General features: G+C 47.3%; 21 protein-coding genes. 1 reads left to right on the forward strand and 20 read right to left on the reverse strand.

What is annotated here, in order from left to right:
* Positions 1 to 187: 187 nt before the first annotated feature.
* The 5 genes from QZZ36_RS06095 to malQ all read right to left on the reverse strand — a co-directional run bounded on the left by QZZ36_RS06095 (position 188) and on the right by malQ (position 5,563).
* On the reverse strand, positions 188 to 394 hold the full coding sequence (locus QZZ36_RS06095; RefSeq protein WP_295078438.1) for a helix-turn-helix transcriptional regulator: 207 nt from the start codon (positions 392 to 394) through the stop codon (positions 188 to 190).
* A gap of 142 nt (positions 395 to 536) precedes the next feature.
* The gene (locus QZZ36_RS06100; protein ID WP_295078441.1) at positions 537 to 917 is read right to left on the reverse strand and encodes a hypothetical protein; all 381 of its coding nucleotides are present in this window, start codon (positions 915 to 917) and stop codon (positions 537 to 539) included.
* A 38-nt stretch (positions 918 to 955) separates the two neighbouring features.
* On the reverse strand, positions 956 to 1,450 hold the full coding sequence (locus tag QZZ36_RS06105) for a hypothetical protein (RefSeq protein ID WP_295078444.1): 495 nt from the start codon (positions 1,448 to 1,450) through the stop codon (positions 956 to 958).
* A gap of 216 nt (positions 1,451 to 1,666) precedes the next feature.
* On the reverse strand, positions 1,667 to 4,009 hold the full coding sequence (locus tag QZZ36_RS06110) for a glycogen/starch/alpha-glucan phosphorylase (protein WP_295078447.1): 2,343 nt from the start codon (positions 4,007 to 4,009) through the stop codon (positions 1,667 to 1,669).
* Between the two features lie 78 nt (positions 4,010 to 4,087).
* Entirely contained in the window at positions 4,088 to 5,563 is a 1,476-nt protein-coding gene (gene malQ, locus QZZ36_RS06115) for a 4-alpha-glucanotransferase (RefSeq protein ID WP_295078450.1), read from the reverse strand.
* Between the two features lie 66 nt (positions 5,564 to 5,629).
* On the opposite strand from malQ, the gene QZZ36_RS06120 reads away from it, so the two are divergent.
* The gene (locus QZZ36_RS06120) at positions 5,630 to 6,058 is read left to right on the forward strand and encodes a hypothetical protein (RefSeq protein ID WP_295078453.1); all 429 of its coding nucleotides are present in this window, start codon (positions 5,630 to 5,632) and stop codon (positions 6,056 to 6,058) included.
* Here QZZ36_RS06120 and QZZ36_RS06125 read toward each other — a convergent pair whose 3' ends face one another.
* The 15 genes from QZZ36_RS06125 to QZZ36_RS06195 all read right to left on the reverse strand — a co-directional run bounded on the left by QZZ36_RS06125 (position 6,059) and on the right by QZZ36_RS06195 (position 17,606).
* Entirely contained in the window at positions 6,059 to 6,493 is a 435-nt protein-coding gene (locus tag QZZ36_RS06125; RefSeq protein WP_295078456.1) for a zinc ribbon domain-containing protein, read from the reverse strand. It lies immediately after the preceding gene.
* A gap of 122 nt (positions 6,494 to 6,615) precedes the next feature.
* Positions 6,616 to 7,050, reverse strand: coding sequence for an amino acid-binding protein (locus tag QZZ36_RS06130; protein ID WP_295078459.1), 435 nt, complete (start codon positions 7,048 to 7,050; stop codon positions 6,616 to 6,618).
* Between the two features lie 46 nt (positions 7,051 to 7,096).
* On the reverse strand, positions 7,097 to 7,336 hold the full coding sequence (locus tag QZZ36_RS06135) for a hypothetical protein (protein ID WP_294753325.1): 240 nt from the start codon (positions 7,334 to 7,336) through the stop codon (positions 7,097 to 7,099).
* Between the two features lie 69 nt (positions 7,337 to 7,405).
* The gene (locus QZZ36_RS06140; protein WP_295078462.1) at positions 7,406 to 8,713 is read right to left on the reverse strand and encodes a phenylacetate--CoA ligase; all 1,308 of its coding nucleotides are present in this window, start codon (positions 8,711 to 8,713) and stop codon (positions 7,406 to 7,408) included.
* Between the two features lie 210 nt (positions 8,714 to 8,923).
* Positions 8,924 to 9,499: an indolepyruvate oxidoreductase subunit beta gene (locus QZZ36_RS06145; RefSeq protein WP_295078465.1), complete on the reverse strand. Its 576-nt coding sequence runs from the start codon at positions 9,497 to 9,499 to the stop codon at positions 8,924 to 8,926.
* A 32-nt stretch (positions 9,500 to 9,531) separates the two neighbouring features.
* Positions 9,532 to 10,629, reverse strand: a complete 1,098-nt coding sequence (locus QZZ36_RS06150) for a hypothetical protein (protein WP_295078468.1) — start codon at positions 10,627 to 10,629, stop codon at positions 9,532 to 9,534.
* 15 nt (positions 10,630 to 10,644) lie between these two features.
* The gene (locus QZZ36_RS06155; RefSeq protein ID WP_295078471.1) at positions 10,645 to 11,037 is read right to left on the reverse strand and encodes a hypothetical protein; all 393 of its coding nucleotides are present in this window, start codon (positions 11,035 to 11,037) and stop codon (positions 10,645 to 10,647) included.
* A gap of 146 nt (positions 11,038 to 11,183) precedes the next feature.
* On the reverse strand, positions 11,184 to 12,914 hold the full coding sequence (iorA, locus tag QZZ36_RS06160; protein WP_295078474.1) for an indolepyruvate ferredoxin oxidoreductase subunit alpha: 1,731 nt from the start codon (positions 12,912 to 12,914) through the stop codon (positions 11,184 to 11,186).
* A gap of 146 nt (positions 12,915 to 13,060) precedes the next feature.
* Complete coding sequence (locus tag QZZ36_RS06165; protein WP_295078477.1) at positions 13,061 to 13,888, reverse strand: HAD family hydrolase; 828 nt, start codon at positions 13,886 to 13,888, stop codon at positions 13,061 to 13,063.
* 286 nt (positions 13,889 to 14,174) lie between these two features.
* Positions 14,175 to 14,600, reverse strand: a complete 426-nt coding sequence (locus QZZ36_RS06170; protein WP_295078480.1) for an Hsp20/alpha crystallin family protein — start codon at positions 14,598 to 14,600, stop codon at positions 14,175 to 14,177.
* A gap of 211 nt (positions 14,601 to 14,811) precedes the next feature.
* A complete protein-coding gene (gene ybaK / locus QZZ36_RS06175) occupies positions 14,812 to 15,303 on the reverse strand; it encodes a Cys-tRNA(Pro) deacylase (RefSeq protein ID WP_295078483.1) in 492 nt (163 codons plus the stop codon).
* 22 nt (positions 15,304 to 15,325) lie between these two features.
* Positions 15,326 to 15,556, reverse strand: a complete 231-nt coding sequence (locus QZZ36_RS06180; RefSeq protein WP_295078486.1) for a hypothetical protein — start codon at positions 15,554 to 15,556, stop codon at positions 15,326 to 15,328.
* A 44-nt stretch (positions 15,557 to 15,600) separates the two neighbouring features.
* Positions 15,601 to 16,065: a GNAT family N-acetyltransferase gene (locus QZZ36_RS06185; protein ID WP_295078489.1), complete on the reverse strand. Its 465-nt coding sequence runs from the start codon at positions 16,063 to 16,065 to the stop codon at positions 15,601 to 15,603.
* A 51-nt stretch (positions 16,066 to 16,116) separates the two neighbouring features.
* Complete coding sequence (locus tag QZZ36_RS06190) at positions 16,117 to 16,740, reverse strand: epoxyqueuosine reductase QueH (RefSeq protein ID WP_295078493.1); 624 nt, start codon at positions 16,738 to 16,740, stop codon at positions 16,117 to 16,119.
* Positions 16,740 to 17,606, reverse strand: coding sequence for a stage 0 sporulation family protein (locus QZZ36_RS06195; RefSeq protein WP_295078495.1), 867 nt, complete (start codon positions 17,604 to 17,606; stop codon positions 16,740 to 16,742). The genes QZZ36_RS06190 and QZZ36_RS06195 overlap by 1 nt, the downstream gene beginning before the upstream one ends.
* Between the last annotated feature and the right edge of the window lie 6 nt (positions 17,607 to 17,612).

Raw genomic sequence — 17,612 nt, forward strand, 5'->3', positions numbered from 1 at the left:
GTAATGATGTTGCCGACAGCAATTGCAAGCATTGCGCCTAATATGCCGCTTGTTGCATTAAATCCGTCATTAGCTCTTCCGAATGCTGCAAGCAGAATTATTCCTGCAACCATGATAACCGCAAGAAGAATGAAAAAATAAATTCTCTTCTTTATTGTAATTCTGAAATTCTCCATAATTTTCCTCCTTATAAATTCTCCTCGCCCTCGAATATGAACAGATCCTCGATAGCAACACCGAAGAACTGCGCCGCCTTGTGGGCAAGTGTGAGGGATGCATTGTATTTTCCGTTTTCCAGTGATATTATAGTCTGCCGCGTGACGCTTAGAGCGTCCGCAAGCTCCTGCTGCGTGACCTTTCGGGCTTTTCGCAGCTCCTGTATCTTATTCTTCAAATAATCACCTTCCTTTGCAAAAGTAAAGCTAACTTTACAATATTAGTATAGCACGCTTTACATTTTTTGTCAAGTCGGCTTTACATATTTTTATATTTTAACATAAAAAAGCTCCCCGGCATATATCGGGGAGTTTTTTCTATTAGTCGGCAGTTGTTTTCTTCCTGACAAATCTGATAGTTCTGCAAAGTACAAACACTGCAAGATCAAAGACGAAAACGAATGCTGCTCCATAAATTGAACCTGCAAATATATAAAGGCCTTTCCATGTTCTGCTAAGTGCAAAAGGAAGCAATACAGCCAGTGCGATCGTACTCATCTTCAAACGGATACCCGAATGGGTATGTTCTTTTTCCGAAAGGATATCGAGCAGTACGCCTGTCGCCTTTATACCGCAGAAGATACCGATGTTGTGCAATAAAAGGACAGAATCTATATCATCTCTGAACATACATTTAAAAACAAAGCAGATTAAAGCCATTGCCGTAAAGGCAAAAACTTCGGTGACCATTAGTTTTTTCATACACTCACATCCTTGATATAATTTCACTGAGCCGTAAATCAGTTGCTTTCCTTCATAAGCTTTCTGTATCTTCTCCTCTTGATGAGATAAAGTATCTGCCAGAATATACACAGCGGGAATATGGGGATAATTACTCCGAAAGCATACACTCCCATAATAACTATATTGCTCCAGAACGCATCAAAGCCGTAGCTGGTGGAACCTAAAAACGTAAAACCGCCCACAGCAGATATCAGCGAGCTGATAAAAAGTAACAGAAACGGTATGAATGACGCAAAGAAGCTTGCTCTGTAAAGCTTTGACACAGGCTTTAATCCCGTATCAGTACGCTTTCTCAGTCTGCAGGATATCAGTATCGCAATCGTACCTAATACCGAAACTATAAATATCCATGCCAGAACAGAAGTTACCGTGTCAAACATATAATAATCGAAAGGGATTTCAAGAAAGAAGTGCCTGTAAAGAATTTCAACAGCGAAAATACCTGTGCCGATCGCGAATATACACATTAAAACCTTTTCCCATTTTTTCATAATAACATCTCCTTTTTGATCCGTGCAGGGGATTATGTTGTATCCCTGCCACCTTTACTGTACTTATGATACAGCATATGCGGACTTTTTCAAAGATGTCAGATGTCACTTCCTCAGTTACATTTGTCATAAAAAACGTCCGCACCTGTGAGATAATCACAAATGCGGACGTATTGTCTGTATAAAGCGCTATTTCCTGAAAGCCGAGGCTAATGGCTATATCCTCCATATATTCTCAGCATAGTCTGCGATAGTCCTGTCGGAGCTGAACTTGCCGGCATTGCACATATTCAGCCACTGCTTCCGTGCAAAGGCGAGCCTGTCATTGCTGTAGTCGTAAATGCAGCGCAGCTTTGTCTCAACGTAGTCCCTCATATCTCCGAGGAGATAATAATGATCGGGAGCGTGCCAGCTCGCGCCGTCAAGGAGAGCCATATAAAGCTCGCGGAAATCACCGCTGCCGCCGTCGGAAACAGTTCCGTCGATAAGCGATGACACTACTTTTCGTATCATATCGTCGCCTGCGAATATGCTTCTGCTGTCGTATTCGGGAACTATCTTTTCAAGCTCTTCAACACGGGCTCCGAAGATGTAATTGTTCTCCTCTCCTGCCTCCTGCACTATCTCAATATTAGCGCCGTCGTAGGTGCCGAGAGTTACCGCTCCGTTGAGCATGAGCTTCATATTTCCCGTACCGCTTGCCTCAGTGCCTGCGGTGGATATCTGTTCCGAGATATCCGCAGCTGCCACAAGCTTTTCCGCATAGGATACGTTGTAGTTCTGCACGAACACAACCTTAATAAGATCACGGGTATCGGGGTCCTCAGAGACTATCCTACCGACTTCATTGATATACTTGATTATAGCCTTTGCGCGGCGGTATCCGGGAGCTGATTTAGCTCCGAAGATATAGGTGGTCGGCGGGAAGTTCTGTATACTGCCGTCCTTTATGCCGTAGTATATCCACAGGATAGAAAAGGCGTTGAGGAGCTGCCTCTTGTACTCGTGAAGGCGCTTTATCTGTATGTCGAATACAGAATCCGGAGAGATATCCACGCCGTCGCGCAGCCTTATAAACTCCGCAAGCTGACGCTTTTTCCCCTGCTTGATATCAATGAAGCTGCGGAGTATATTCTCATAGTCCGCATATTTTGCAAGCTCCTTCAGCTTATCAAGGTCATTTATCCAGTCATCGCTTCCGAGGAGCTTAGTGATAAGAGCCGACAACTCCCTGTTGCAGAGGGCTATCCAGCGCCTCTGGGTTATTCCGTTTGTCTCGTTGCGGAAGCGCTCCGGATAAAGACTGAACCAGTCCGAAAGGACGGTATCCTTGAGTATCTGTGTGTGTATCTCCGCAACGCCGTTGATATGGCTTGAAGCATAGCATGCCATGTCCGCCATGTGGATAAGGTCACCCTTTATTATCTTTATGCGGTCTGTCTTTTTCCTTTCAACTCCCCCATTGTACATATCCGCGATAAGAGCCTCGTTTATCTGTATGATTATAGCATAGATACGTGGCAGCAGCTCTTCCACAAGGTCTGTGCGCCACTTTTCAAGAGCCTCCTGCATTACGGTATGGTTGGTGTAGTTGAATATTTTCTTAGCCATTTCAAGAGCTCTCTCAAAGGTGAAGCCCTCATTGTCCACAAGCTGCCTTATGAGCTCCGGGATAGATATAACAGGGTGGGTATCATTGAGCTGAACGGAGATATAATCCGCCAAGTTATCGAGAGTACCGAAACGAGCCTTGTGCTTCCTTATTATATCAGTAAGGGAAGCGCAGCTGAAGAAATACTGCTGTTTGAGCCTGAGCTTCTTTCCCTCGTCGGTGTCGTCGTTGGGATACAGCACACGGGATATGTCCTCGGCGTATATCTTCTCCTTTGACGCTTCAAGGTAGTCCTGCTTGTTGAATATATCGAAGTCGAACTCCTTCACAGGCTCAGCCTGCCAAAGTCTCAGAGTACCCACATTCTCCGTGCGGAAGCCGAATACCGGCATATCGTATGGCACAGCCCTTACAGTCTGACCGCTGTACTCGATAAGGACAGTATCCTCCTCGCAGCGCACCGACCACGGGTCGCCGTACCTTGTCCAGTCGTCTATCTCCTCACGCTGAAAGCCGTCAACTATTGACTGCCTGAACAGTCCGTACTTATAACGTATACCGTAGCCGTCAAGAGGAAGTCCGAGGCTTGCGGCACTGTCAAGGAAGCAGGCAGCAAGTCTGCCGAGACCGCCGTTTCCGAGAGCTGCGTCCTCTATTTCCTCAAGGTCTGCAAGGTCGAGCCCCAGCTCTTTGAATACCTCGCCCACCTCATCGTAGATACCGAGCACCAGCAGATTATTGTATACCGCTCTTCCCACAAGGAACTCCATGGAAAGGTAAGCCGCACGGCGCTTTGAGAGGTGCTTTTGACGGGCACTGCTCCACCGGTCTGCAAACATCTCCATGACCGTCTTACCGAGAGCGTCGTGAAGCTGCTGCGGAGTTGCGGCCTTTATATCCTTGGGAAGTCTTCCGGTGAATTTTTCCATAAATTGATTCTTGTCCATATTCCCTTACTCCTTTTCAAGAACTAAGATCTCAGATCTAAGAACTTAGATATGTCCTTACAGCTTTTATTCTTAGCTCTAAGCTCTGTTGTACATCTTGTTCAGCTTTTTGATCTTCTTCGCAAGCTCCGGCGTAAAATCCGAGGCGTGAGTACGGAACTCCCAGTTGCCGCCGAGAGTTGAGGGCGTATTCATCCTTCCCTCCTTAGGGCTGTCAAGGAAGTCCTGTATCTGCGCCGCAGCCACCTCCGCAACACTTCCCCATGCGGCACGTACAACAGCCGCAGGGATATCCTTTTTACGCTTTACGCTGAGGTATTTCAGAGCGAATTTAAGTGACTTCTTATCAAGGGTCTCCACCCAGCCTATAAGAGTCTCATTATCGTGAGTGCCTGTGTATGCGTAGTAATTTGTACTGCTGTAATTGTGGGGCAGGTACTCGTTCCTGCCGTCGCTGAATCCAAACTGCAGCACCTTCATTCCCGGATAGCCGCATTTGTCCAGCATTTTTCTCACCTCTGGAGTAATGAAGCCCAGGTCCTCCGCAATGATATCAAGCTTTCCAAGCTTCTTCTCAGCAAGCTTGAACAGCTCATAGTTCGGCCCCTTCTTCCACTCTCCCACGGTTGCGTCCTCGTTGCCGTAGGGTATGGTATAATAGCTCTCAAAGCCGCGGAAATGGTCTATACGCACTATGTCGTAGAGCTTTGACGCGGCGCCGATACGGTCTATCCACCACTCATAGCCGGTCTTTTTATGGTAGTCCCAGTCGTACAGTGGATTTCCCCAGAGCTGTCCCAGTGGCGAGAAGTCATCAGGCGGACAGCCTGCCACCGCAACAGGCTTGCGCTCCTTGTCAAACCAGAACAGCTTGGGCGAAGCCCATGCCTCAACGCTGTCAAGGGCGCAGTATATGGGTATATCTCCTATTATCTCAATGCCGCTGTCGTTGGCATACTTTTTAAGCACCTTCCACTGGCGGCTGAACTCGAACTGTATGAACTTATGGAAGCCTATATCCTTTTTAAGTTCCTTCTTCGCCTGAGCAACGGCTTTAGCCCTGTGCATGGAGATATCCTCCTCCCAGGAGTACCATGGCTTTCCATCATAGCGGAATTTCAGCGCCATGAAAAGCGCATACTCATCCAGCCATTTTTTATTCTCGGTGCAGAACTTCCTGTAATCCGGGAACTTAGCAGGCTTGAAGCGCTCGTAGGCAATGTGGAGCACGTCGTAGCAGTTGTCGTAAAGGAGACTGTAATCCACCTTGTCAGGCTCATTTTCCCAGTCGAACATATCGTACTCGTGGCGTTCAAGAAGACCGTCTCCTTCAAGGACCTCAAAGTCTATGAAGTAAGGATTTCCCGCGTGTACAGAGAATGACTGATAAGGCGAATCACCATAGCTCGTAGGAGAAAGGGGCAGTATCTGCCAGCATTTTACTCCTGCCGACTTCAGGAAGTCAACAAAGTCAAATGCAGCCTTTCCCATTTTTCCTATGCCGTAGTTTGACGGCAGGCTCGATATGTGCATAAGTATGCAGCTCTTTCTCATATATTCCAACTCCCCTTCTGTATATTCATTGTAAAAAATGGTGATAATGATTTCTGAGGTGATACTATGAAGCTCTCACAGCTGTTATATTCTTTTCTTATGGGATTTTTCTGTTACAGTCTTATCGAGATAGCCATGCGCGGTTACACTCACTGGACCATGTCTCTCACCGGAGGCGCGGTGCTTGCGGCGCTTTACGCACTGAACAGCCGCAGCAAGATGACTCTTATACGCAGCTGTGTTGCGGGTACTCTTATCATAACCGCCACAGAGTTTGCCGTCGGCATTTTTGACAATATTATTATGCACTGGAACGTATGGGATTACTCTGATATGCCCTTTAATTTTCTCGGACAGATATGTATCCCCTTTTCCTGCTTCTGGTTCGTACTGTGTATCCCCGCAAGGATACTGTGCAGACGTATAAGCAGGCGCTTCCGCAATGCCCCTGAGTATAAAAAGGCTGTTCCGATAGTCTCAGAACAGCCCTTATGATCAATAGTTCTTGTTTGGATCAGCATTGAAGAAGTTATTGCTGCTTTCCGTGTAATAATCATTAGGCTCAAGCGACATAAAGTCCTCGTCCTCGATATCAGGAAGTCTCGCGCCGCAGCGTCCGCAGAACTGGAAGCGTTCATTGACCTCAGCGTCGCACTTGGGACAAACCTTGTAGCCTCTTATGCCGTTGAGCTCATATCTCATCTTCTTTATTCTTCTGCGTCTTGTATCTATATCGTCACAGAGAGCCTTGAGACCTTCAATGTCCTCACCGTGATCCTTATAGTACTTCTTTCCGATATCTGTAAAGATCTCTACGATCCTTTCCTCCTCATAGAGTATCTTTCTTTTAAGATTATTAGCCTCCGAAATGCTTTTAGCCTTCTCCGAAACGCCTCTGCTTGCATCATTGAACTTATCGAGAATACTCATAACACATCACTCCCGTCGGGGTTTCCCGCTGATTCTTACATAAATATTATACATCATTCCTGGGAATCATGTCAAGTGTTTTCAAAATAATTTTACAAGCAGTTATTCTTTTTGTGCAATCCTTACATTTCAGCGATATCATTTTCGGTAAGCTGAATAATACCCCCGTCAGTAAGAGCTTCGGAAGCGTTTTCGTTATCGTCCACTCTTATCACAAATGATACTGATTTGTCCGACTTACCGAGAAAAGTATAGAGATACTCGATATTTACGTTCCTGCTTCCGAGGATATCAAGTACGCGGCTGAGCTGTCCGGGCGAATCAGGAATGGATATGGCAACTATCTCTGTTACTGCAACAGCAAAGGAAGCTGCCTTGAGCTTCTCCACCGCCTTATCGGTATCGTTGACTATCATACGAAGAATACCGAAATCCTTTGTGTCGGCAACAGTGAGAGCGCGGGCATTTATCCTGCTCTCCTTCATCATTCTCATGACGCCTGCCAGCTGATTGGGTTTATTGTCTATAAAAACTGAGATCTGTCTTACATTTGACATATGATCTTCCTCCTTCAAGTCAGGATATTTTCAACGCCGTGAAGGATCACTTTTTCTTTGCAGCTGTCTTAGGAAGGTCCTCATACATTACGAGAACAGAATGCTCGTCAACGTACTCGTTTACGTGTGTCTGCGCGTCGTGGCAGAGACCTGCCGATGTACTGTACTTGATGTCGATAACCTTTACCCCCTGGATGAACTGATTAAGTTCATTCTCAAATGCAGCGAACCTCTGATATTTCTCCTGCTCCGGCATATAATTTGTGGAAAACAATCTGATTTTCATAAATGAAACCTCCTTATAATAAGTAGAAAATATTTGAACAGCCGCGCGTTGAGCGCTTCTGTTTAAACCTTAATCATGAAGCTTTCGTCTGTCGACAACTCGTACAGCCTTACCCTCGCTTCGTGTGATCGATTTAGGCGATACAAGATGAACCTTAGGATTTATACCCAGCATTGTCTTGATAGCAACGGCAAGATCACGCTCCTGCTTCTGCATATCCTTAACCTTGTCCGAGAACTGCTCTGGGTTCATCTCTACGCTGATATCGAGAGTATCCGTATTGTTCACACGGTCGACCTCAATAAGATAATTCGGAGAATATCCCTGTTCTATGAGAACTGTTTCTATCTGTGACGGGAATACGTTTACTCCGCGGATTATCAGCATATCGTCGCTTCTGCCCATAGGCTTCGCCATTTTTATGAGTGTACGTCCGCATGAGCACTTTTTTCTGCTCAGTACGCAGAGATCGCGTGTGCGGTATCTGAGAAGCGGGAAGGCTTCCTTGGTGATGCTTGTGAACACAAGCTCTCCAACCTCGCCCTCAGGGAGAACCTCTCCCGTATCGGGATCTATTATCTCAGGGATAAAGTTGTCCTCGTTGATGTGCATACCCGACTGCTCCGAGCACTCGAAGGCGACGCCGGGACCGCTGGACTCTGTAAGTCCGTAGATATCGAAAGCCTTTATACCAAGGGATTTCTCAATAGAACGGCGCATCTCCTCAGTCCACGGCTCTGCTCCGAAGATACCGGCTTTAAGCTTGATATCGTCGGGAGAAAGTCCCATATCGTGAAGAGTCTCTCCTATGTAAGCTGCGTAGGAAGGAGTGCAGCAGAGTATCGTCGCGCCGAGATCCTGCATGAACTGTATCTGCCTTTCGGTATTTCCCGAACTCATAGGCAGTGTAAGAGAGCCTACCTTGTGGGAGCCGCCGTGCAGTCCCATACCGCCGGTAAACAGTCCGTAGCCGTAGGCTACCTGAACAACGTCCTCCTTTGTGCCGCCTGCCGCGGTTATAGCTCTCGCGCAGCAGTCGTCCCACATATCAACGTCGTTCTGCGTATAGAAAGCGACTACTCTCTTGCCTGTGGTGCCGCTTGTGGAATGTATCCTTACACATTCGCTGAGAGGCTTTGCAAGCAAGCCGTATGGATATGCGTCACGAAGATCAGCCTTGCTGAGAAACGGCAGCTTGTGAAGATCCTCTGTTCCCTTGATGTCTTCGGGCTTGACGCCCTTTTTGTCCATGAGATCACGGTAGTACTTCACATTTTCGTATACGTGCTTTACCTGTGCCACGAGACGCTCGTCCTGGAGCTTTTTCATTTTCTCCCGCGACATACATTCGATCTCTTTGTTCCAATATTTTTCCATTGGACTTCGACTCCTTATTTGTGGATTTATTATGTAAATTTAATTATGCTTTTACTGTAGAATAGGATATTATTCGCCCGAATGCGGGACGCCGAGGGCGGTGTCCCCTGCAAATGGTAATTTATTATCATTCATCATCTGCGGGCGGATAATATCAGCTCCTACTAATTACTACTTTCTACTTTCTAATTTCTTAGCTCTTAGTTCTATTTACTTAGCTGCTTTGCCAAGCTCGAAAGCCTTCTTGTTGAGTTCGAGGAACTTAGCCGGTACGCACTGCTCCAGTGCCTTCTGCCAGAGCTCGTCGGGATAGTCCATACGTGAGGCGAGAACGCCCATGAGAACTACGTTTGAAGCCTTTGCCGTACCTGCCTGCTCAGCCAGTGAGAGAGCGTCCACAGCTACTATCTCAGCACCTGCCGCCCTGAGCTTTTCCACGAGATTATCGGGATACTTTGCAGCTCCTGTGATGACCGGCATGGGGTCTATCTGCTGTGTGGAGGTTATGAGCTTTCCGCCCTTCTTCAGATAAGGAAGGCATCTTGCGGCTTCGAGGAGCTCGAAGGATATAACAGCGTCTGCCTCACCCTTTTCGATAACAGGTGAATATACCTTATCGCCGTATTTTACATAAGTGACAACGGAGCCGCCTCTCTGTGACATTCCATGTACCTCGCTGACCTTTACGTCATAGCCCTGTGCGAGAAGCACATTTCCGAGAAGTCTTGAAGCAAGCAGCGAACCCTGTCCGCCGACTCCGACTATCATTATAGATTTAGTTTCCATTATATATTACTCCTTAATATCAATGATCTTTATCAGTCTTTCTTTCCGAACTTGGAGAACAGCCATAATCCTCCCATAGCGCAGAAGAGGTAATTTTCCAGAACAGAGATCACAAATTTTCCCTTTATGTCATAGTGATCAAGTATCCTGCTGAAATGCGCCGAACAATTTGAATACGTAGGATCCGAAAAACCGAACATATAGTATAAAGCATCGTCTACAGTCGATTCTGTAATACCCTCATACTTATCGTTATTGGCTATCTCAGAATTAGCATAGCTTTTCGCGGCGATAAGAGTGTCTCTCAGCTTGTAAGTCCATGACATACGGACTGCCAGGAATACCGTTATTACCATTACGGATATGCATACGATAAACATTACCTTTGACGCAGTCTTGTCGTTTCTTGTAGCGATATAGTATCCGAAGAATACTCCGCCGGCAAGTACGGCACCGCACAATGAGGCAATAAAGCCCATTCTTGCGAGACCTGCGATCAGGAAGAAACCGGGTATCGCACCGATAATTGCGCCAAGAGCGCCCTTTAAAACCGACGTGAACTGAACAGGCTCATCGAAACCGGCATATGAAGCTCCGAAATCCGGGGTCGAACTGTAAGAAGTATCACTGTAGCCCGTGGAACGCTGTCCATAACCGTACTGCGAATCACCGTAGCCTGATGACTGCTGTCCGTAGCCGTACTGCGAATTACCGTAGCCCGTTGACTGCTGTCCATAACCGTACTGCGAATTACCGTAGCCTGATGACTGCTGTCCATAACCGTACTGCGAATTACCGTAGCCTGATGACTGCTGTCCGTAACCGCTCTGAGAATTACTGTAGCCCGTTGACTGCTGTCCGTAGCTGCTTTGCGCATTGCTGTAGCCCGTTGACTGCTGTCCGTAGCCACTCTGAGAATTACTGTAGCCCGTTGACTGCTGTCCGTAGCCGCTCTGCGCATTGCTGTAGCCTGTTGACTGCTGTCCGTAGCCACTCTGTGCGTTACTGTAGCCTGTTGACTGCATAGCTGCATTTTCAGCTTCCTCAGCTGCCTGCTGCGCAAGCTCTTTCATGCTGTTAAGATCGCCGATACCGTTGGGTCCTCCTACGCTTTGCATTAAATCGTCCATTTTTCCATACTCTCCCTATATTATTTCAAGATCGCCGTCTACAAATCCTATAGCGGCGCCTCTGCCCCCGCTTAAAATGTCCTTATATCTTCCGTTGCTGATATATTCCTCAGCCATTTCCTTTATAAGCTCCTGTGCGTGTTCACGACCTGTATCGTCCTCGTCGGAAGTATCGACAGTAAAGATATTCTCTTCACAGCTCCATACCTCCTCACACGCCCATTCGCCCTCCTTGTCATCGGGATCAAATTCGCAGGCAGCTACAAGCTGTACCGCGTAGATGTGATCTTCTTCAGACTCCTCATAGAGATTGAAACAGAACGCCTTTGTCTCCTCAGGCATATCGTTGTTTTCGAGGATATCGTCCAGCCAGTGGGCAAATTCCTCATATATGTTCATCTGTAACATGATAATTTCCTTATTTTCACGGGCGGCGGAACTCCCAACAGGAGCCGCGACCCTCTGTCCTTCGGACATCTCCCTGTACTACAGGAAGTTACCGCCCCTACTTAGTTCTTAGATCTTAGTTCTAAGTTCTACTCACTACTTACTATTCACTCGATTGCGCCGACCTTGCACTGCTCCTGGCAGATTCCGCAGCCTACGCAGAGAGTGTGGTCAACAACTGCCTTGCCGTCGCGCATCGATATAGCGGGACATCCCAGCTTCATGCACATCTTGCAGCCTACACACTTGTCTGTATTCACCTTTACAGGCGGATTGTGCTTAACGTACTTCAGAAGTGCGCATGGACGGCGTGAGATAATAACAGAAGCCTCGTCAGCTGCGAGCTCCTCCTTGATAGCTGCCTCTGTCTCGGCAAGCTTGTAGGGGTCTGTAACTCTTACGCGCTTGATGCCGATAGCCTTGCAGAGCTCTTCAAGGTTTACTGCCGCAGCAGGATCGCCCTTGAGGTTCTTGCCTGTGGTGGGGTTCTGCTGATGACCTGTCATGCCTGTGATAGAGTTATCGAGTATGATAACTGTTGAATTTGAATTATTGTAAGCGATATTCACAAGACCTGTCATGCCGCTGTGCATGAAGGTGGAATCGCCGATGACCGCAACCGTCTTGTGCTCTGACTCCGCTCCCCTTGCCTTGTTGAAGCCGTGAAGTCCGGATATGGAAGCTCCCATGCAGATAGTTGTATCTATAGCGTTGAGAGGTGCGGCAGCTCCGAGAGTGTAGCAGCCGATATCTCCGGATACCGTAACACCCAGCTTTTTCAGGCAGTAGAACAGTCCTCTGTGGGGACATCCCGCACACATAACAGGAGGACGTACAGGTATTTCATCATCAAGAGCAACAAAGTCCTTCTTCTCACCGAGAAGCTTCTCTGCGATGACAGACTGGGGAAGCTCTCCGATATAGCCGAATATCTCCTTGCCCTTCACGTTGTTCACGCCGATGTTGCGGCAGTGCTCCTCGATTATGCCGTCAAGCTCCTCGATAACGTATACCTGCTCATACTTCTTTGCAAAGTCCTGAATGAGCTTTACCGGGAGAGGATTTACCATACCCAGTTTAAGTACGGAAGCCTTGTCGCCGAGAGCTTCCTTTACGTACTGGTAAGCGGCTCCGTTGGTGATAACGCCGAACTCAGCCTTGTCTGATATCTCAACTCTGTTGAGGGGGGTAGTCTCGGAATACTCGATGAGCTTCTTTGTACGCTCCTCAACGAATACGTGTCTGCCCTTTGCGTATGCAGGCATCATAACGAACTTGCTGGGAGTCTTTTCGTAGTCTTTAAGAGGGAGGTCATTGCGCTCCTCCATTTCAACTATGCTCTGTGAGTGAGCAACTCTCGTGGACATTCTTACTATGAACGGTGCGTCAAACTTCTCCGAAAGCTCGAAGGCAAGCTTGACGAACTCCTTACATTCTGTAGAGTCTGATGGTTCAAGCATGGGCACCTTTGAAGCTATAGCGTGGTGGCGGCTGTCCTGCTCGTTCTGGGAGGAATGCATACCCTGATCGTCGGCAACTGCGATGACCATACCTGCGTTTACTCCTGTATATCCTGCTGTATACAGCGGGTCTGCGGCTACGTTGAGACCAACGTGCTTCATTCCGCAGAAGCTCCTTGCGCCTGCGATAGAAGCTCCGAGAGCTGTCTCCATAGCGACCTTCTCATTGGGAGCCCATTCTGCGTACACCTCGTCGTACTTTGCGACCTCTTCGGTTATCTCCGTGGACGGTGTACCGGGGTAGCTCGATACTACGCGGCAGCCCGCTTCATACAAGCCTCTTGCGAAGGCTTCGTTTCCCAGCATTAATTTCTTCATTTTATGTATTTTCCTTTCATGTTAAAGATTATCATATCTATGTCAGTTGAGAGTGGAGAGTGGAGAGTTGACAGTTATTGCGTTCACTGTGCTCATATCATTTAAAATTCGCCGCAGGCGACACCGCAGCTCTAAACTCTCAACTCTCAATTCTCAACTTTTAATTCATCAGCCAGCCACTTTGCAACTCCGTCCTCGGAGTTGGTACCGATGACATAGTCGGCAGCAGCCTTTACCTCGTCTCTTGCGTTGCCTACCGCAACTTTTATATCCGCCTCCGCGAACAGGGGCAGGTCATTGAGGTTGTCACCAAATGCGATTATCTCATCAAAGCCGTATTTCTCCCGGAGGAAACGCAGTCCGTTGGACTTTGAGGCTTTATGTGAAAAGAACTCCAGATACCACGAATCATCGTATACGTCAAGGTAAAAAGCATGGTCTATGCCTGATATCTTCTCGGCTTCCAGCTTCACCGGCAGAAGCTCCTCATAGCGTCCTCTTGTGGTGAAATATACCGTATATCCGTCGGCATAGTCCTCAAGGCGGCACTGCACAAAAGGCTTTTTGTACTCATGCTTCCTGACCTCGGCAAAGCTCCTCATTACCCTGCTGGTGAGCTTCTCATAATAGCAGGTGAGCGCACCGTCGTCTATGCGGTACATAAAGCATTCCACACCGTGGCGCTTATATATGCGAAGCAACTCCGCGGAGACCGCCGGATCAATGAATTCGCTCTTTATGTAGCTCTTGTTTTTTATGTCGTAAATACTCACGCCGTTCATAAGTATGCACGGAACATTTATATCCAGCGCCGAGGTTATTGGTATGGCAGAATATATCGATCTTGCAGTAGCAAAGGTAAAGTACATTCCCCCTGCCGTCAGAGCATTGACGACCTCCGCTGTATGCGCTGTTATTTCAGGCTTAGGGTCCAGCAGTGTACCGTCAAGATCACTTATACAGAGCCTTTTCAATTTTTCGGTCACCTCCGTGAGCTTGCGTGTATATTTATACATAATAATATTATATCATATCCGGTCAGAAAAGTGAAGAAATATTTTTTAACAGGAAAGCGATTTGTACATTCCGACGGATTTTGCCCGCTCAGAATGTTAATCCTGCATAAACGAGCCGAGCAGCCGCTCCCTTGCCTCGCACGGCGTTTAGTGAGTAGAGCTAAGCACTAAAAAAGAGCCACGAAGAGATATTGTCTCTTCATGGCTCAATACAGGGTGTGTTATTTTTAATGGCAGGCAGCCATTACTTTATTTCAAGGCGCTTGGCAACCGGCGCTTCCGGAGCCTTTTTCGGCAGCTCAATGGTGAGGATACCGTTCTTGTACTCCGCGCTGATAGCGTCCGTATTTATATCCCCGATATCGAAGCTCCGCTTATACGAACCGAAGGTCCTCTCACGGCGGATATAATTGCCCTTGTCGTCCTTTTCGTCATTGTTAGTGCTGTGCTCAGCCGCGATAGTCAGCTGTGAGCCGTTGATGTCGAGCTTGATGTCCTCCTTCTCGAAGCCCGGAAGCTCGGATTCCATCACGTACTTGTCTCCGTCGTCGCGGATATCGGTACGGCAGTTGTTCAGCGGCATATTACCGCCGAAGAAGTTTTTGTCAAAGTCATTGAATGCGTTCCACAGATCAAAACCTGTGCCGCCGAAAGGTGTAAGTCCATACATAATTCATACCTCCAATAAATTTTTCATATTTATCCTATGCAGTTTTCCTCATAATATGCACTTTCCATCGGTATCGCTCCCTTTCCTTTCATTGTCTATATATTACTGCCCTTTTTTGAAAGGAATATCAAGGTTTTGTGACAGTATAATGAAAATTAGCACTCTCAGTGTAAGAGTGCTAATCATAAAAATATCTTATTGTAAAGCTGGCTTACTGTTCAGCCTGCGGAAGTATTATATCCTCGAATTTTCCGCGTATCGCCTTTACAAGAGCCTGCGGCGACAGATGTATCTGCACGCCTATGCGTCCGCCGCTTATGTAGAAATGCTGCATGGTCTCGGCACTGTTGTGTACCACTGTCATGAACTGCTTTTTCATGCCTATAGGCGTACAGCCCCCGCGTACATAGCCTGTTACCGCCGTTATGTCCTTTACGTGGAGAAGCTCCACTGACTTCTCGTCAACGCTCTTTGCAGCTTTTTTCAAGTCAAGCTCCAGAGCAACAGGAAGCAGGAAGCAGTAATAGCTGCCGCTCTTTCCCTTTGCCACAAGGGTCTTGAAGGTCTCTTCAAGGGGCTGCCCCAGCTTTTCGGCTGTGTGGATACCGTCGATGAACTCCTCGCATTCGTAGGTCTGCACGGTATAATCTATCTTGCTTTTATCAAGAAAACGCATAGCGTTTGTTTTCAGTTCTTTGCCCATTAGCACCACTCCTAAAACTATATTAATCCGGTCCGCCCCATTTTACCAGTTCAATACCCAGCCACACAAACAAAGAATGTATTATAAGCCATGAAACGATAAAACTAATCCTCAAGCCTTTCAGATCGGGAACTTCATTATTCTTCTCCGCTTTTCTGATATGTGATTTAGCACAAAGGAAGTATATCCCAAACCATATTATTACATCACCAATCCCGCACAGAATAAGCTGAAAAGTAAATTTATCAATCATTTTATTCACCTCTTATACGGGCGGATAATATCCGCCTCTACAGATCAGCGTTTTATCTCCTCTTTGCTTTTTATAACAAATCCGTTCTGTGTATAGAGCTTCACTGCACGCTGATTCCATTCAGCCACACGGAGCGTTATCGGCTCACCGGTATATTCCCTGATATGTTCTGTCGCCCAAAGCAACAGCTGCTTTCCGAACCCTCTGCCCCGATACTTCTTAGCAACTATCAGGTCGTCTATTTCCGTACCGTAACAACCCACGCTGCCTATGACAGTTTCACCGTCCATGAGCAGGAAGATATTTTCCTTTTTATCCTTTATCTGCCGAATATCCGAAAGGAAGCTGTAGGGCTCAATATCCAGAGCTTTCCGCATATCAAAGAAGCACTCGTTGTATATTCGCTCATACTGGCTGTAATACCTGTCATGAAAAGGTATCATTTCAATTCTGGTTTTTTCAGGCACTGCGCCTGTGTATTCCATTTCGTATACGATAAAGCTTTTCATAATTACATTTGATATTCGGGCGCACACTGTGCGCCCCTACATAGCTAATGGCTAACGGCTGACGGCTTTTTTGCTGTAGACGCAGCCGCAGTAGTTCTGTCTGTACAGATTGTACTGCCTTGACAGCTCTATGGAATGCTTGTAGCCGTCGTGCTTCTTGAAATCGGAGAAAAGATAGGCAACTCCGCATTCATCCTGCACCTGTTCTCCGCACTCATTTATGAATGTACAGTCCTTATGGGGACTTATTGTGAGCGTAGTCGTGAAATAGTCACAGCCCAGCTCCCTCGCCTTGTTTCCTGCCATTCGCAAACGATATGCTATGCATTTCCGGCAGCGCTCTCCCCTTTCGGGCAGGTCTTCAAGTCCCTTTGCCAGCTCATAAAAGGGCGCAGGGTCGTAGGGTTCCTCTATAACGGGAATGTCAAGTCCCATTTCTTCCACAAGACGTTTAAGCTCCTGAAAGCGGAAATCGAATTCCTCTTCCGGAGCTATATTGGGATTGCAGAAATACAGCGTTATGCGAAAGTATTTATCAAGCACGGTAAGTGTATGGCTGCTGCACGGCGCACAGCAGGCATGAAGCAGCAGCACCGGTCTTTCGCCGCTCTTTTCAAGTTCAACGAGCTTGCTGTCAAGCAGCAGACCGTAATTCACCTTTGGTCTGTTTTCCATTACTGATCCTCAAGGCTCTTGAGCGCCTTGAGTTCCTCTTTGTTCACTCTTATCTCAGCGTCTTTAAGAAGCTTTACCTCGCTCCTGTCAAGAGTTACGGGGACTTCTGATTTATCTGTCTTTACACGGAGCTTGCCGGTGATGAGGTTTACGTCCTCAACCTTGCCCCTGTCGCCGTCCGGAGTAACTACTATAGCTCCAACCTTGGGAGTGATCTTCAGAAGGGCTTCGTATGCGTTCTGTTCGTTTTTAAGGCAGCACATCAGTCTGCCGCAGGTACCTGATATCTTGGTGGGATTCAGTGAAAGCCCCTGCTCCTTTGCCATTTTTATGGACACGGGCTGGAAATCTCCCATATATCCCTTACAGCAGAATTCCCTGCCGCATATACCCAGTCCGCCAAGTATCTTTGCCTCGTCCCGGACTCCTATCTGACGCAACTCTATCCTTGTTCTGAATACAGCCGCAAGGTCCTTGACCAGCTCGCGGAAGTCCACGCGGTTCTCGGCTGTGAAATAGAAAAGCAGCTTGTTGTTGTCAAAGGTACACTCAACGTCCACCAGCTTCATACTGAGCTTGCGGAAGGCTATCTTTTCCTCGCATATCCTGAATGCGTCCTTCTCTCGCTGTTTGTTCTTCTCAACGGTCTTCATGTCGTTCTCGTCCGCGAGTCTGATTATAGGCTTCAGCGGAGATGTTACCATCTCGTCGTCTATCTGGCGGTTTGCGATCACTACCTCTCCGCACTCCACGCCGCGTACAGTCTCAACTATGGCGTGGTCGCCCACCTCAGCCTTTATATCTCCCGGTGAGAAGTAATATATTTTTCCTACGCTCTTGAAGCGTACTCCGACTATTTCTTTCATAGAAGC

The sequence above is a fragment of the Ruminococcus sp. genome (genome assembly GCF_016287535.1).
Taxonomy (GTDB): Bacteria; Bacillota; Clostridia; order Oscillospirales; family Ruminococcaceae; genus Ruminococcus.

Excerpts from the sequence above, each read along its gene's own strand:
- QZZ36_RS06100 (WP_295078441.1), bottom strand. The coding sequence starts at position 917 with ATGAAAAAACTAATGGTCACCGAAGTTTTTGCCTTTACGGCAATGGCT.
- QZZ36_RS06105 (WP_295078444.1), bottom strand. The coding sequence starts at position 1,450 with ATGAAAAAATGGGAAAAGGTTTTAATGTGTATATTCGCGATCGGCACA.
- QZZ36_RS06110 (WP_295078447.1), bottom strand. The coding sequence starts at position 4,009 with ATGGACAAGAATCAATTTATGGAAAAATTCACCGGAAGACTTCCCAAG.
- malQ (WP_295078450.1), bottom strand. The coding sequence starts at position 5,563 with ATGAGAAAGAGCTGCATACTTATGCACATATCGAGCCTGCCGTCAAAC.
- QZZ36_RS06120 (WP_295078453.1), top strand. The coding sequence starts at position 5,630 with ATGAAGCTCTCACAGCTGTTATATTCTTTTCTTATGGGATTTTTCTGT.
- QZZ36_RS06125 (WP_295078456.1), bottom strand. The coding sequence starts at position 6,493 with ATGAGTATTCTCGATAAGTTCAATGATGCAAGCAGAGGCGTTTCGGAG.
- QZZ36_RS06130 (WP_295078459.1), bottom strand. The coding sequence starts at position 7,050 with ATGTCAAATGTAAGACAGATCTCAGTTTTTATAGACAATAAACCCAAT.
- QZZ36_RS06135 (WP_294753325.1), bottom strand. The coding sequence starts at position 7,336 with ATGAAAATCAGATTGTTTTCCACAAATTATATGCCGGAGCAGGAGAAA.
- QZZ36_RS06140 (WP_295078462.1), bottom strand. The coding sequence starts at position 8,713 with ATGGAAAAATATTGGAACAAAGAGATCGAATGTATGTCGCGGGAGAAA.
- QZZ36_RS06145 (WP_295078465.1), bottom strand. The coding sequence starts at position 9,499 with ATGGAAACTAAATCTATAATGATAGTCGGAGTCGGCGGACAGGGTTCG.
- QZZ36_RS06150 (WP_295078468.1), bottom strand. The coding sequence starts at position 10,629 with ATGGACGATTTAATGCAAAGCGTAGGAGGACCCAACGGTATCGGCGAT.
- QZZ36_RS06155 (WP_295078471.1), bottom strand. The coding sequence starts at position 11,037 with ATGTTACAGATGAACATATATGAGGAATTTGCCCACTGGCTGGACGAT.
- iorA (WP_295078474.1), bottom strand. The coding sequence starts at position 12,914 with ATGAAGAAATTAATGCTGGGAAACGAAGCCTTCGCAAGAGGCTTGTAT.
- QZZ36_RS06170 (WP_295078480.1), bottom strand. The coding sequence starts at position 14,600 with ATGTATGGACTTACACCTTTCGGCGGCACAGGTTTTGATCTGTGGAAC.
- ybaK (WP_295078483.1), bottom strand. The coding sequence starts at position 15,303 with ATGGGCAAAGAACTGAAAACAAACGCTATGCGTTTTCTTGATAAAAGC.
- QZZ36_RS06180 (WP_295078486.1), bottom strand. The coding sequence starts at position 15,556 with ATGATTGATAAATTTACTTTTCAGCTTATTCTGTGCGGGATTGGTGAT.
- QZZ36_RS06185 (WP_295078489.1), bottom strand. The coding sequence starts at position 16,065 with ATGAAAAGCTTTATCGTATACGAAATGGAATACACAGGCGCAGTGCCT.
- QZZ36_RS06190 (WP_295078493.1), bottom strand. The coding sequence starts at position 16,740 with ATGGAAAACAGACCAAAGGTGAATTACGGTCTGCTGCTTGACAGCAAG.
- QZZ36_RS06195 (WP_295078495.1), bottom strand. The coding sequence starts at position 17,606 with ATGAAAGAAATAGTCGGAGTACGCTTCAAGAGCGTAGGAAAAATATAT.